Source organism: Holdemania filiformis DSM 12042 (assembly GCF_000157995.1).
GTDB classification, from domain to species: domain Bacteria; phylum Bacillota_I; class Bacilli_A; order Erysipelotrichales; family Erysipelotrichaceae; genus Holdemania; species Holdemania filiformis.
In genome coordinates, this window is record NZ_GG657561.1 from 34,150 (window position 1) to 49,471 (window position 15,322).

The window sequence follows — 15,322 nt, forward strand, 5'->3', positions numbered from 1 at the left end:
GACCGTCGGTCTTTATATTTGGTAAGAAACAGGCTGTTGCTTACAGCCTGCTACTAAGTTTAATTGGATTGAATTTTATGGGAAAATCCGATTACTGGACATAGGCTTGGATCAAATCAGCGATTAGCGAATCATCAATTAAATCTAAGCCTAGCTGGATCATCACTGATCGCAGATAGCGCAGCCGAATTTCAGTTTCTTCACTGTTTCGATGAAATAATACGGGATTGGCCCAGTAGTTCAGCAGCATTAAGAAGATTTCTGCGCAAAGCTCAGGCTGTTGGACGTGCAGCGAGCCGTCGCGGTTGCCTTCGCGGATGAGTCCGGCAACGATCGGTGCATCCTGTCCAACACAGGTTTGGATTCCGTTGACGACAAAATGCGGATCGAGCTGGGATGCTAAAGCTTGATCCAGCGCATGCGTTTCAGCGTCCGCTGCCAGCTGCCCCAGTATTTTCTTCAGTTTTTCTTTGGCGTTTTTACCAGGCGTATTGCGGATCAGTTCCTGAAACCGTTTGTTCACGTACTGGATTCGCCGCTGCATCACTGCGTCCAGGATCTGTTCCTTGGATTTGAAATGATGATAAAGTCCGCCCTTGGATAATCCGGTTGCGTCAAGAATGTCTTGAACACTGGTCTGTTCATAGCCCTTTTCAACAAAAAGTCTGGCCGCGGTAACGACGATTTTTTCTAACGTTTGTTCCGGGTGTTTATTTCTTGCCATAGCCCCTCCTTATAAACCGACGGTTGGTCTGTATATATCTTATCTAAGATTGTTGCCCGCGTCAAGCGAAAGCGTTTGGACAATGGAAAAAACAAGCTAAATTAGTTTGTGGCTGAAAAAAAGAACTGTCTTGAATCCCTTAAGGAAACCAAGACAGTTCTGTTGATTAATGATGCGGATCAATCATGGTCAGCTGAACCCGGTGACGTTCAGCATCGATCCCGTAAACCCAGACCTTAAGGATGTCGCCGATGGATACAACTTCGCTGGGGTGGGAGATCCGGCCCTGCACCATCTTGGAAACATGGACCAGGCCATCCTCGTGCAGGCCGATATCGACGAAAGCGCCGAAATCAACGACGTTGCGAACGACACCTTCCAACTCATCGCCCGGATGCAGATCTTCCAGCGTGAGGACGTCATGCCGCAGCATTGGTCCGTCAAATTGTTCACGGTAATCGCGCAGTGGCTGGGAAATCGCTTCAATCATGTCCTGCAGCGTATATACGTCCGTGTCCAGCTGTTCTGCGGTTTTTTCCAGATTTAACTGGCTCAGTTTCTCTCGGCATTCATCACTGCCTAACTGGCTGATGCCGAACAGCTGACATAAGCGGTGAGCGGCCTGGTAGCTTTCCGGATGGATCGGCGTTTGATCCAGCGGTTCCTCTCCGTCGTGAATCCGCAGAAAGCCCGCTGCCTGCTGGAAAGACTTGGCGCCTAACTTCGGCACTTCCAATAACTGCCGCCGGTTTTCAAAGCGGCCATGTTCGTTGCGGTAGGTTACAATCGCATTGGCGGAGGCTTTTGTCAGACCTGAAACATGACATAAAAGCTCGCTGGAAGCCGTGTTGACGTCGACGCCGACGCGGTTGACGCTTTTCAAGATTGCGAAATCTAATCGCTCATTTAAAGCCTTTGCGGGCAGATCATGCTGATACTGACCTACGCCGATGCTTTTCGGATCAATTTTAATCAGCTCAGACAAGGGATCCAGGATTCGTCTTGCGATCGAAACGGCGGAGCGCTGCTCAACGTGCAGATCCGGGAATTCCTTCCGCGCTAATTCACTGGCGGAATATACCGAAGCGCCGGCCTCGGAAACGAGCGTGTAATCGACGTTCAGATTTTCTTTCTGAATGATCTCGGCAATGAAGCTTTCGGTCTCCCGGCTGGCTGTACCGTTGCCGATTGCGATGACTTCGATTGGATATTCTTTCAGAATCGACAGAAGTTTAGCTTTGGCCTCAGCTTTTTTATTTACCGGCGGATGCGGATAGAAAACGTCGATTTTCAGCATCTTACCCGTAGAATCGATGACAGCCAGCTTACAGCCGGTCCTAAACGCCGGATCGACGCCGAGGATCATTTTGCCTTCCAGCGGCGGCTGCAGAAGCAGACGCTCAACATTCATTGAGAAAATCTCAATCGACTGCGCCTGCGCTTTTTCGCTGAGTTCCCCGCGGACTTCACGTTCAACGCTAGGGAATGCCAGCCGCTTTAACCCGTCCTGCGCCGCTTCCTCAATCAGACTCTGGCAGACGGTTGTGCGGTCATGCGTCACACCGCGGATAGCATAGTTGATCAGAAACGTCTGGTTGTAGTCCAGGGTCACCGTGATGACTTTTTCTTTCTCAGCCCGGTCGATCGCCATAACCCGATGATTTGCCAGCGTACTGATCTTTTCTTTGTAATCATAATACATCTTATAAACTTTGTTTTCGTCTTCGTGCTTTTTCTTTTCTTTACAGAGAATAAAGCCGTATTTTTCAATTTGTTCCTTGATCTTCCAGCGCAGCTTTGCCTGGTCGCTGATTCGCTCAGCCAGGATATCCTTTGCCCCTTGCAGCGCTTCCTCCACTGTCGGGATCTGATCGTTCAGATATTTTTCAGCCTGAAGCGCCGGATCGCCCGACCGCGGACAGAAAGCGATCCAATCCGCCAGCGGCGTCAGCCCCTTGGCTGCGGCATCCGTCGCGCGGGTTTTGCGTTTTTGTTGATATGGTCGGTAAATATCGTCAACCTGCGAAAGCTTGGTGCAGGCTAAAACCTGTTGACGCAGTTCCTCCGTCAGCTTGCCCTGAGTTTCGATAATCCGCAATACGTCTTCTTTGCGTTTTTCCAGATTGCTTAAATACTGGACCTGCTGCTGAATGAATAAAATTTGTTCTTCATCCAGTCCCTTTGTCATTTCTTTGCGGTAACGCGCGATAAAAGGAACTGTGTTGCCTTCTTCTAAAAGCTTTAATGTATTTCGCACCTGGGACGGCTCTACGTTTAGTGAAGCCGCCACCGGCTGAATCAGCTGTTCAGTTTCCATATTCATTCCTCCTCGTGATGATTTTTATCATAACACGAAAATCTTTTCATAGCTTCAAAAATTTGTAAGAATTCAGACCAGTAACTTCCAAAGAAAGTCTACAATCGCCGTTTTTTAGGGATGGGAAATATGTTATACTTGTTAAAGTACAGGAGGGCAATATGAATATAGATTTTACGAATAAAAAGACGATCGCGCTGCTCAGTGCTGTCGGCATCTTAGCCGTTGCGACGATTGCGGCCGTCGTTATTTTGTTGACGCTGCCTGGCAAAGCGATACAGGTAGAAGATTTCTCAGGAAAGACCGTGGAAGAAATCAAAAAGTGGGCGACTGAGAAAAAGCTGGGTGACAGTCAATTGGTCGTCGAATACGAATACAGCGATACCGTGGATAAGGATAAGCTGATTTCGCAGAGTATTGCCTCAGAACAGAAGCTGAACAAAGACAGCGTTCTGACGGTTGTATTCTCGAAAGGTCCGGATCCGGATGTCGAAGTAACGCTGCCGGATTTCAAGGGCATGACAGAAGAAGAAATTGAGAAATTCGTGGAAACGAATAAATTATTGGATGTCACGTATGAATACGCTGTTGATGAAAAGATCGAGAAGGGCAAATTCATTAAGGTTAATGTGACCGATACCGTCGTCAAGCGCAGCACGATGCTGGTGTTTACGATTTCCCAGGGCGAAGACGGAACGGGTGAGCAGATCATCGTCCCGGATTTCAGCGATTATACAAAAGCGAAGATCACAAACTGGGCGAAGGCCAATAAAGTGACGATCAACTGGAAGGAAGAAGCCAGTGATAAGATTGCGAAAGACAAAGTGATTTCGCAGGATCCAAAGGCTGGTGAAACGATCAAGACCGGCGATAAGATCACCGTAACAATGTCGTTAGGGAAAACGGTAACGATGAAATCGTTAGCGAAAATGAGCAAGGATGAAGCGAAGAAGTGGCTGAATGACAACGGTCTGGTCGGCGAGTTCAGCGAAGCGTACAGCGGATCTATCGAATACGGCTACGTCATTTCCAACACGCCGGAAAAGGGCGACGTTAAGCAGGGAAGCACGGTGAAAGTGAAGGTTTCACTGGGCAAGATCAAGCTGGAATCGTTTATCGGCAAGAAGAAAGAAGATGCTGAAAGCTTCAAGAAGAAAGTGAACAATTCTGAAGCGAATCTGACGTTCACGTACAGTGAAGTAGAGAGCACAGAGCCGGTGGGAACGATTGTTTCCCAGGGTTATGATTCAGGAACTTACCTGGCTCCGGGAACAACGGTTAACTTCCAGATTTCCAAGGGAAAATCAATTACCGTTGAGAACAAAGCAGGCGTAAGCGAAGATGAATTCAAGAAATATATCAGTGGCTTAGGCTTAAGTCTGGGCACCCGTTCAACGGCATATTCGGATAAGGCTGCCGGAACGATTCTTGAGAATGAAACCGGCAAGAAAGCCGCAGGATCTACGGTTTGGTATAAAGTGTCGTTAGGTCAGTTCAGTCCGGCAGCCGGCGACTTTGAAAACAAATCGGTCGCGGAAGCCCGGAAGATTATTGAAAATGCCAATAATTCCGGCGCAGGCTGGAGTTTCTCAGAAGGTGCCAGCGAGTTTAACGACAGCGTTGCCTCCGGCAATACCTTCGGCTGTTCCATTTCGGGTAAAACGGTTACCTGTAAGGTTTCTAAAGGTAAAGGAATCACGGTTAAAAACTACGTTGGAGGCACCGCGCCATGTTCCACGAACAGCTGTTCTGTCGACGGCGTGACGATTAAGCAGGTTTATCAGTCAGATTACAGCGACGTTCCTGCAGGGCAGGTTGTCGATCAGTCGGTTGGCGCCGGTACTGTTGTTTCTTCGGGAACTGAAATTACATTGACATTGTCAAAAGGACCGAAGCCGGTTACAACCGCGAAGGTTCCGGACGCTCCATTAACGGTTTATAATGGTACGAGTTATGATGACTGCAAAGCAAAAATTCAGAATGCATTCAACAATGCAGGATTTAACAATTTGAAATTTGTGAAGGTGACCGGGGAAGTAGACAATAAAGATGGTATCAACGGCGTTGTAAAATCAGTTTCTGTGGATTTAGGCGCAGAAATTGAAACATCGACGGAAATTGTCATCGAGATCTATTCCGCCAGCTAAACATAGAAAATCAGGATGAAGCGCATAAAGCACTCATCCTTTTTCTTTATCCTAAGTCAGAGGAAATTAAGAATTAATTTTTAACTTTCACGATAAATTTAATGGTATAATGAAACTCAAGAGGTATTATAATTTGACCATGTGGCCAGATAAGGATTAAAAACGTTATCGAAGACTGCGGCAGGTCATTCGCATAAACTATGAGATGAGAAGGAATAAATGGATTCATAGTGGACGGGATGCTGGAAAGTAAAGAAAGACAGGTCGATCCAGCGTCATGGAAAGGAAGTAAAAATGATGTTTGATTTGGAGAAGGCGGATCAGTTTATACAAAAACAAATTCAGACGCATCCTTTGTTTGAATATTACCGGATTGTGGACGTGAACACGTATGAGGTCCATGAATGGAAAAAGTCGCAGCTGGTAGCGAACGGCGAGCATTGCTTTCAGGTATGGAGCCGGAATTGCGCCTGCCGGAATTGCGTATCCCGTTTAGCCGTAGATGAAAACCGTCCGATCATCAAAATGGAAACAACGCAGGACAACCGGATTTTTTTGATTGAGTCGGTTCCACTTCGGGAATTGGGCGATCATTACGCAATGGAATTAATCCGTGAGGTGACCGATAACTTATTGTTTACAGATCCTGATCATAAAAACAACGTGATGTTGACGGACATTATCTACAAGATGAATGAGCTGTCCACTCATGATTCTTATACAGGTCTGTATAATAAACGCTTCATGGAGCATGAGCTGAAACGGGATATTTCAGAATGGAAGGAAGAAAAACCACTGACGATCGCGCTGCTTGATATTGACCAGTTCAAGGCAGTGAATGATACGTATGGCCATCTGATGGGGGATCGGGTGATTCTGGCCTTGTCAGAAGCCTTGAAGGCCTGTGCAGAAAGTCATAACGGCTGGGCATGCCGGGTGGGCGGCGACGAATTTCTGATTGCGTTTAACGGTTTAAATCAGGATCAGGCGGCACAGGTGATCCAGACATTCCGCCAGGAAATGGCGCAGCTTCAATTCAGCGAAGCCGCGCGGAATTATCACATGTCGATCAGTGTCGGCATTGTAGAATACAAGCCGGAAATCCAGGATTGGGAAACCTGGTTTACGCTGGCTGATCAGGCAATGTATCAAAATAAGCAGAAGTAACTCAGTCATAATTATTCCATTAAATCAAAAGAAGGAATAAGCGGCAAACTTAACGACAGATGAAAGGGAGGGAAATGGGCGATGAGGAAACGAAGTCCATGGCGAAGAAGGGCAGCGGTAATTCTGATTTTTCTTTGCGGCTTGGTTCTCTCCAGATGTGCTTCTGTCCAATACTATTGGTATACGCAGCCCGATCGTTCGATTAAGCTCAGTGTAAAAGCAGACAAAGTTCAGCGGATGCTTGTCATTACGAATGTAAGTCAGTTGGAATCCATTAAGCTTGATGAAGAGAAGAACTGGCTGGAAGAATTAGGCGTCGGTGATTATTTTGAAATTCAGCAGCATCCCGAATCCTTCTTCCTCGTGCATTACACGGATTCCGGAGAAGGTGGTGTGGTTTTCTATAACTTTAACTTTGCGGCTTCCGACTTTGATCCCACAAAGGAAGACGTGACCGCCATTCTGGATCACTTTGGGTTAACTGAATCTCTGAATCGGGAAACCAAATCGATCAGCTTGAAAACGTTAACTTCTTCGCAGGCTTGCCGTTTCCATGCGCTTTTTGAATCCGGCGATTTCCAACAATTAAAAAAGCCGGAATGGTTTGAGGAACGCTGGCAATCAAACTAAATTGAAATCATGATGAATCCGGACCGAGGCTATGTTGCCTGAGCCGGATTTTTTATTCGTCTGATTCCGAGGGGAAATATCCGAGATAAGAGGGAACACTAGGAAAGTTCTGAACTTTTTGTAAAAGGAAGAATAAGTTAGAAATTGAACAAAAGGGCTTGCAATTAATGACTACAAAGTGTAGTATAATAATTGACTACAAGATGTAATAAAAAGGAGGGAGACCATGGAACTGATGTCGGATTCCGAAAAGGAAATCATGAAGCTGATCTGGGATCATGGCGGCGCGATGACGATCAGTGAATTGCTGGACCAGATTGAACGAACCGGACGCGATTGGAAACGCACGACCGTGCGAACCTTTATCTCCAGACTGATCGACAAAGGGATGCTGATCAGCCAGAAGGAAGGCCGGGGCGCGCGGTATGTCGCGCGCATCAGCGAGGAAGAATATTTGAAAACCCAGTCGGTTCAGTTTGTAAACCAGGTGTTCGGCGGGAATGTCAGCACGCTGCTGACGTCGCTGTTCGGGCAGCAATGCCTGGAATCCAAGGATATTGAAGAACTGGAAAAATTTTGGGAGCAGGGGAAGGAGAAATTGAAATGAATACCTTCATGATCAGCTTCCTTTCAGTTTCGGTTTCCGGATTGTGCATGGCCGGCATCGTTGTACTGCTGGAAAAGCTGCTGAAAAATCATTTAAGCTTCCGCTTTCGTTACGGACTCTGGTTGTTTGTGATTCTGCGGCTTTTAATTCCGGTATCGCCGGTAGCCGGGGTTGTCGGTACTTTGTTTTCTGAGGAAACCTGGAATCCGCAGCCGCAAACTCAGCTCGCGGCAAAAGCGCCGGAAACGATCAGAAATCCTGTTGCGGATCAACAGACTAAACTTCCGGAACAGAAGGCCCAAAGCGATCCGGTTCAGGATATCCGAACCAGATCAACACCGGAGCCATCCCAATCAACCTGGCAGTTTCAACAACCTGCCTGGCTGGACGATCTGATCCAGGCTGCCTGGGTACTGTGGCTGAGCGTTGCCGTGGTGCTGATGGTGAGGCGAATCACGAGCTATCAAGGATTTCTGCGGTTTATTAAAGCCGGCAGTTTTCCTGCGTCCAGTCCGGATACCCGGCAATGTCTGGACGAGGTTCGTCAAAAGATGAGCATCCGCCGTCCGCTGCCAGTCTGGATTAACAAGCTGGCGGTCTCGCCGATGCTGCCGGGCGTCTTTCATCCGATGATCATTCTGACCACGGAGGATTGCAGTCCCGAGGAAATGTGGATGATCCTGCGCCATGAACTCACGCATTATCAACGCGGGGATATCTTTACAAAATGGCTGGTCCAGCTGGCGATCTGCATACATTGGTTTAATCCCGCTGTCCGCCTGATCGGCCGTCATATGGAAAGTCTATGTGAGCTGGCCTGCGATGAACAGGTGCTGAGTTCCCTTTCAGCTTCAGAAAAACGCTGCTACGGCGACACGTTGATCCATTCATTAAAAGATAAGGGAACCTATGGCGATATTATCGTATCGATTACGTTAAATGAAAATTTGAGCTTGCTGAAGGAAAGGCTGAGTGCAATTATGAATGAACAAAAGTCAGGAACGACGCGGACGTTGATCTCGATGGCTGCCGGAGCTGTATTGTTTGCCAGCGGTATTTTGTGCGGTTCCGCGCTGAGCTGGAAAACGCCAAAACCGGCCGCGGCGCCAGTGGTGACCACGACGACCTCGACAAACCAGAGAACCTTCTATTTTTCCGGGAGCGTCTATACACAGGGCTACATCGTGACGCTGAACTGGGCGGGAGCCGACCGATCGGAAGAGGGCAGCGTGTATCAGGATTCGCTGATCAGCGTCGCCTTTGACGAAAGCATGAAAGCGGTCATGGACAATGAGGAACAGATGGAAGCTGTTCGTCAGGCTGTTTCTGAACAACATGCGCGCTTAGTCCGCAACAACAGTTCCTTGGCTTCGCGTACGCCGCTTTTGACCTCGATCGAAGGCCCTTATACCGAATCCGTGGAGGAACTGGCTGTCCGCTTCCATAAGGAAAAGAAAATGTCACAGTTTAGAGCCGTGGCTGCCCAGCTGAACGAGGAAGCGGCTGTGAAAATGGCCCGCACCTTCTATGCGGCGAAGGAAATGGATTATTTTGCGGTGCTGGTCGATGCACTTCCGGAATCCGAAATTCTTGATTTGAGCAGACAGGCTTACCAGAGCCGGTATGAGGACGCGTTTGATCTGTTGGTGCCGAAGCTGCCGCAGGATCAGATTCAGACGTTGGCGCAGCAGGCCTATGCGGATAGCCGGCTTGATTATTTTGAAATCGCGCTGCTTTCCCTGCCGGCCCAGCAGCGGTCTGAATGGGCGGAAAAAGCCTATGCGGACAGCCGGCTGGAATATTTTATAGAAACGGTTCAGGATCTGCCGACAGATCAGCTCGGCGTGTGGGCTGACCGGATTTATGCCGATCAGCGCCTTGAATTCTTTGAAGAAATCGTGGGTTCGCTGAATACCAGTCAGCGGGAAGCTCTGGCAGAAAAGGCCTATGCCGATAACCGTGTCGAATATTTCAAAGAAGCTTTCTATGATTTGCCAAGAGAGAGCGTCGCAGCGTATGCTCAGCGGGTGATCGACGATCAGCGTTATCGGGATTATCTGTTTGTCTTTGATGATAATCTGCCCAGCGAGCTGATGGATAAGCTGGCGATCCAGGCTTATGATGAAAAGCAGGATGAGCTGTTTGACCGGATTTACTGGGGTTTTTCTAAGGAAACGGCGAAGACGCTGCTTGAGCGGGCGTATGCCGATAACCGGACGGAAGTGCTCTACCGGCTGTATTCCCAAGTCGATAACGAAACTCTGAAGGCGCTGGTGGAACAGGCCTTTAACGATCATCGCACGGATGTGTTTATGAATCTGTGCAATGATTTGACCAGTGAACAAAAGGCAGAGTATGCCAACCGGGCCTATGAGAATCAGAATTTGGATATTCTGGCGAACCTGATTTACGATCTTCCGCATGACCAGGTTCTCTCGCTGGCGCAGAAGGCCTACGATGATCAGCGGATCCGTTATTTCGAGATGGTTGTCTATGAATTGAATTCGGCGGATATCGCGAAATTCAGGACACAGGCAAAAAAAGACGGACGCAACGAGTTTTATTCTATGCTGGAAGATTATTGAGTCAGCGGTCTGACCGGCAACTCACGGAAGAATCCTTGCCGCTTCGGCTGGACTGACAGAAACTTCTGACGGATCTGTCCTGGTTTGACACGGCTTCATGAGAATTTTGGGCTAAACTGTTCGAAAATGTCATAAAAGTCATTTTGGCTTTTGTTTGGAAGTTATTCGGAAGTTAATGAAATCACCGGCGGCTTATGCTATAATAAAAACCGCATGGGGCTTTTAAGCGGATCCAGTGAGATCGCAAGGCTGAACACATTTATGGGGAAAGTCCTTTTGCACAAAATCAAAAGGGCTTTTTATTTAAGCCCAGAAAGGGGTATTTATGTCACAGCGAGTAGAAATGATCCTCGACGTCAACGAAAAACCAAAACCAGCTCAATGGATTCTGTTAAGTTTCCAGCATGTCTTTGCGATGTTTGGCGCCACCATCCTGGTTCCGGTGCTGACCGGCTTCCCGATTTCCGTCGCGTTGTTTGCGTCCGGGATCGGAACGATTATTTACAGCTGCATCACCCGGTTTAAAGTCCCGGTCTACTTAGGCTCTTCCTTTGCCTACATCAGTGCTGTCCAAATTGCGGTCGCGGCGATGAGCGGCGACGTCAGCGCGGCGCAGACCGGGTTAATCCTGATCGGTCTGGTCTATGTCGTCGTTTCGATTCTTGTCCGTTTCATTGGCAAGGACTGGATTGACAAGCTGCTTCCGCCGATTGTCATCGGTCCGATGATCGCCGTTATCGGTCTGGGCCTGGCGGCCAATGCGGTCGGCAACGCCGGCTTTGTGACCGGCGGGGATTGGAAAGTCATGCTGACAGCGGTCTTCACGTTTATTCTTACCGCCTTAATCTCCACGAAAGCAAAAGGCTTTTTCAAAATCATTCCGTTTCTGTGCGGAATCTTGGGTGGCTATGTGTTTGCGCTGGCTTTAGGCATTGTGGACTTTGCGCCGCTGCAGGAAGTTCTGCAGTCAGGAAAGTTCTTGTCGCTGCCGGAATTCATTCTGCCGATTGCCGTGCCGGGATTTAAGAGCTATCATCTGTATTTCGGACCGGAAACGTTCGCGATCCTGCCGGTGGCGCTGGTGACCATATCCGAGCATATCGGCGATCACACCGTGCTGGGCAAGATCTGCGGCCGCAACTTCCTGAAAGAACCGGGCTTGGATAAGACGCTGATGGGCGATGGTATCGCGACATCCATTTCGGCACTGCTGGGCGGTCCGGCGAATACGACCTATGGTGAAAATACGGGCGTCATCGGGATGACGAAGGTATCCTCGGTGTACGTGACTGTCGGCGCGGCCTGCATCGCGATCGTACTGAGCTGCGTCCCGATCGTATCGGCGTTCATCTCAACAATTCCCAACGCCGTATTGGGCGGAATGTCGATCATTCTGTACGGCGTCATCGCTTCCAACGGTCTGCGGGTCCTGATCGACAATCAGGTCGATTTTGGACAGCAGCGCAATCTGATCATCGCTTCGGCCATGCTGGTCATCGGCTTGGGCGGCGCCGTTCTGCCGTTAGGCAAACTGGTCACCCTGTCGGGCACCGCATTGTCGGCGACCGTGGGCATTGTGCTGAACCTGATCCTGCCGCGGGAGAAGAAATAAAATATAAATGCTTGAGAAAATGGCTTAACGAATGTAAATTATTTAGGGAGAAAATACTATATTATTCTCTCTTTTTTTATGTGAACTTAATAAATGTGTTACAATTATTTCATAACAGTTAAACTAAATAAGTTGTAAAGGTATTTCAATCGCTAACAATATTGGATGAGGTGAAGAAATATGAAGATAAGTAGAAAAGATGCAACATTATTTCTTAATAGTTCTCTCAAGGATCAGTATCCAGAGATAAGCTCAATCTTAGATCATAGCCCATTGCCACCAGGATTAACTGAAAAACAGTTTGCTCAATTGCCTGAACAGCTCAAAATTTTTCTAGAGTATCGCTTTATTTCTGTTTTTAAAGCTGCCAAAGAAGAATGGGTACAATTGAGGGATATTCCCTTAAGAAAGAAAAATATGAGTTGCCAACTCTGTGGAAAGTGCCCAATTGATATTCTTGCTAAAATAAAAAATAGTAAAACAAACATTGAATTGATAGTAGGTAGTTCATGTATTCAAAACTATCGTGAGATTAAAGGTGAAAATGGAGAAAATAAAGAAGAAATCAGTAAGCATAATTATTTAGATAATAACTTATACTTATTAGAAGAATTAGATCCAGGCTATATTAAAGATTTTGAACGATTTAAAAATATTAAAAATGAAGTAGTTATACTAAGAGATGATTTAACTCGAGCATTTAATAATATACAAAAGAAGATGGATAAATATATGAAAATGATGGAGAAGAAAAAAATTTCTAGTTTAACTCAAAATGAATTGATTGATTTACGGCATTCTGAGATAAAATCTTTTTTTGAAAAAATGGAAGAATATAAAAACTATTCAAATACAAGTCTATTTGGATTAAATCCTAAAGTAGCAAAATGGATTTTAAATCATTGCGACACTAATTTATTGTTTGAGATAAAAAAAGAAGGCAAGATAACTGCAAATACAATTTCTTTAATAAAAGAACCGGATTTTTTAAATAGAGCGATTATCAAGTATGAAACGATACTAAAAAACTCGAATATGCAATTAATTGCAAGAAATGGTATTAGATTTACATTGATATTTAATGAAAACCCAAATATTAAACTAGAAGTTAATAGTTCTAAATTTATAGCTCGGTATAAAAATTTCATTTTCGATGGTCAAAAAGTTGAAGTTGATCCGAAATTCATACTCTCAAACGCTAAAATTAGCGAATCTAACTCAATGAAATTAGTTGCTGAGCGTATAAACAAAAAATTTTTAAAGGAAAGCTTTACTTTGTATTTTGAAGATTATGAATTAGATGAGCTTGCATTTAAAAATAATAAAAATTCACTAATATATGTTGTTAGTTACGTGAATTTTATAAATCAGTATAAAGACGTGGCTTTCTATGAAAAAAATAAAAATGAAATAGTAAATATTTTACAACAAATCTTCTCTAGCAAAAATAAATATACTGTTAAAGATTACGATGAACATTTAAAGGACTTAAAAGCAAATTAATAAAGCTTTGAAATCAATTGGAATTTAAATTAAGCTGATTTGATGTTTGACGTAGATGATGAATAAATTAAATGATCTAAATAGGTGCTCTTTATTGCCATAGAGCACAATTATGTTAATCAACTTCTGTTAAGTTATAGATAATAGAATGTAACAGAAAGGATAATCTATAATAATTTAATGGTAGAAGCACGGAGGCAAGTGTAATAAATTGTAAAAATATTATTATTGAGAATAAATTGATGGACCAGTTCTTTCTAGCTTTAGGGAGATAATTGAAATTGATTTTTATTTTCTATTTATGTTTGTGTAAGAAATTTAAAACCTAGTATATCTTTGTTCTTATTAACATTTGTGGAATCATTTATAATTTAGTGGGAAGAATTTCTAAATAATTTATCTTTGTTACAAGAGTATTTAACATACTTGCTTTAATTACTTTTAAATATGCTGCTTTAAGAACAACAATGTATGAAAGCGGGATTTTCATTCCCTTCTGAGAGGTTTTCTGGTAAAATAAAGCACGGTGATAACATGCAGCAGATATTTATACAACAGAAAACCCACGTCGGAAGCGTGATCGAACCGGATCCGCAGCAGCGCCATCATTTACAGCGTGTCCTGCGGATGAAGGAAGGGGAAACGCTGCGCGTGATCGACGCGGAAGGCGCCGTTTTTTGCGGCGTGCTGGACGGCGCGGGTCAGATTCAGATCACAGAACTGCTGGACGAGGACCGCGAGCTTCCGGTAACGCTGACGTTAGTCGCCGGTCTGATCAAAGGTGAGCGCTGGGACTGGCTGCTGCAGAAATGCACGGAGCTGGGTGTCAGCCGGATTGTTCCGTTTCAATCCAGCCGCACGGTCGTGAAGTTGGAATCGGATAAAGTGGATAAAAAATTAGAGCGCTGGCAGAAGATTGTCCAGGAAGCCAGCCAACAATGCAAGCGCACGCAAAGACCGCAGGTGTGCGCACCGATCGAATTGGCCGATGCCGGCGCATGGCGGAGCGAGCAGAACTTTGTGGCGTATGAAGATGAAGCTCTGCACGGCGGGTTGCTGAGCGCTCAGCTGGAAAAGGGCCGCAGCGTGACGCTGGTGATCGGACCGGAAGGTGGTTTCAGTCCGGCTGAGATTGAAAGGCTGCAGACACAGGGCTATCGCTGCTGCTCGCTGGGCAAGCGGATTCTGCGGGCGGAAACAGCCGCAGTTGCGGCGGTCTGTCTGGCTGGAGCCGTGCTGGAGGGTTAAATGATGAATCCGAAAATGATTAAAATTCTGCGCAAAGGCAATGACCGGGAATTTCTGAAACTGAATGAGGTCCGCAAGGAAACCGCGCGCATCAACGCCCGGCTGAAACCTTATCAGCTGGATCGTCCGGTAAAAACGGTGCGGGATGTGTATACGCTGAGCATTCTGGAAGAAGGCTTGAAAAACAAACAGAAGATTGAGGAACTGTACGAACAGACGCGGACGGAAATGCTGGATATCTGGGAGATCATCGATTATCCCAAACGCAATGAATTTGTACGGCCAAAAATTCAGGCCGCGATTGCGGACATGAAGAAGTTTACGGTCGAGGACAAGCTTGTGATGATCCCGTTCTTCGATCCGCTGATCAATGCGCTGTACGATCACGAAACCGCGGTGCTGGAGCTGCCGCAGTTTTTCAAGATGGTCAAAAGCTTTGCGGATAAGATCGTTGATCCGTTAATCTATGGACGATTGCCCTACGACGCGGGCTTTGCCTCGCCGCAGGTGATTTTCCAGAATGATCAGGGTTTTGCGGTTTACGAGGGCCGCGTGCACTGCCTGGAAGTTTTTGCGTTTGACGGCACGGAAACCGAGCTGCCGCTTTCACTGGTCTGTACCGGTGAGAAACTCGACCCCGCCCAGGGCGCGCCGCTGGCGGCCGCGGTGCTGAGCCAGGATCCGCTTCAGATCCGCGATGCGTGCTGCGCCAGCGGGTATATCCTGCCGAAACTGAAATCAAAAATCGCCCGCATTTCAAGGCCGTAAGGCCTTTTCCTTTG

The 15,322-nt window shown here is 46.4% G+C and carries 11 protein-coding genes; 9 read left to right on the top strand and 2 right to left on the bottom strand.

Annotated features, from left to right (window positions below; all coding sequences use genetic code 11):
- Window positions 1–91: 91 nt before the first annotated feature.
- The gene (locus tag HOLDEFILI_RS12830; protein ID WP_006060179.1) at window positions 92–724 is read right to left on the bottom strand and encodes a TetR/AcrR family transcriptional regulator; all 633 of its coding nucleotides are present in this window, start codon (window positions 722–724) and stop codon (window positions 92–94) included.
- Between the two features lie 166 nt (window positions 725–890).
- Entirely contained in the window at window positions 891–3,047 is a 2,157-nt protein-coding gene (locus HOLDEFILI_RS12835) for a Tex family protein (protein WP_006060180.1), read from the bottom strand.
- 155 nt (window positions 3,048–3,202) lie between these two features.
- Between HOLDEFILI_RS12835 and HOLDEFILI_RS12840 the strand changes: the two genes are divergently transcribed.
- The 9 genes from HOLDEFILI_RS12840 (at window position 3,203) to HOLDEFILI_RS12880 (ending at window position 15,308) form a co-directional block, all read left to right on the top strand.
- Entirely contained in the window at window positions 3,203–5,188 is a 1,986-nt protein-coding gene (locus HOLDEFILI_RS12840; protein WP_006060181.1) for a PASTA domain-containing protein, read from the top strand.
- Between the two features lie 297 nt (window positions 5,189–5,485).
- Window positions 5,486–6,355 carry a GGDEF domain-containing protein gene (locus tag HOLDEFILI_RS20385; RefSeq protein WP_208854976.1) on the top strand — a complete coding sequence of 290 codons (870 nt, stop codon included), beginning with the start codon at window positions 5,486–5,488 and terminating at the stop codon, window positions 6,353–6,355.
- Window positions 6,356–6,436: 81 nt separating this feature from the next.
- Window positions 6,437–6,985 carry a hypothetical protein gene (locus HOLDEFILI_RS12850; RefSeq protein WP_006060183.1) on the top strand — a complete coding sequence of 183 codons (549 nt, stop codon included), beginning with the start codon at window positions 6,437–6,439 and terminating at the stop codon, window positions 6,983–6,985.
- 226 nt (window positions 6,986–7,211) lie between these two features.
- Complete coding sequence (locus HOLDEFILI_RS12855; RefSeq protein ID WP_006060184.1) at window positions 7,212–7,592, top strand: BlaI/MecI/CopY family transcriptional regulator; 381 nt, start codon at window positions 7,212–7,214, stop codon at window positions 7,590–7,592.
- Window positions 7,589–10,177 (top strand): M56 family metallopeptidase, encoded by a 2,589-nt coding sequence (locus HOLDEFILI_RS12860; RefSeq protein ID WP_006060185.1) that lies wholly within the window; start codon window positions 7,589–7,591, stop codon window positions 10,175–10,177. The genes HOLDEFILI_RS12855 and HOLDEFILI_RS12860 overlap by 4 nt, the downstream gene beginning before the upstream one ends.
- A 325-nt stretch (window positions 10,178–10,502) precedes the next feature.
- Entirely contained in the window at window positions 10,503–11,789 is a 1,287-nt protein-coding gene (locus HOLDEFILI_RS12865) for a uracil-xanthine permease family protein (RefSeq protein WP_006060186.1), read from the top strand.
- A gap of 180 nt (window positions 11,790–11,969) precedes the next feature.
- Complete coding sequence (locus tag HOLDEFILI_RS12870) at window positions 11,970–13,292, top strand: hypothetical protein (RefSeq protein WP_006060187.1); 1,323 nt, start codon at window positions 11,970–11,972, stop codon at window positions 13,290–13,292.
- A gap of 534 nt (window positions 13,293–13,826) precedes the next feature.
- Window positions 13,827–14,540: a 16S rRNA (uracil(1498)-N(3))-methyltransferase gene (locus HOLDEFILI_RS12875; RefSeq protein ID WP_039865017.1), complete on the top strand. Its 714-nt coding sequence runs from the start codon at window positions 13,827–13,829 to the stop codon at window positions 14,538–14,540.
- A gap of 3 nt (window positions 14,541–14,543) precedes the next feature.
- Window positions 14,544–15,308 (top strand): hypothetical protein, encoded by a 765-nt coding sequence (locus HOLDEFILI_RS12880; RefSeq protein WP_156788943.1) that lies wholly within the window; start codon window positions 14,544–14,546, stop codon window positions 15,306–15,308.
- Window positions 15,309–15,322 lie beyond the last annotated feature (14 nt).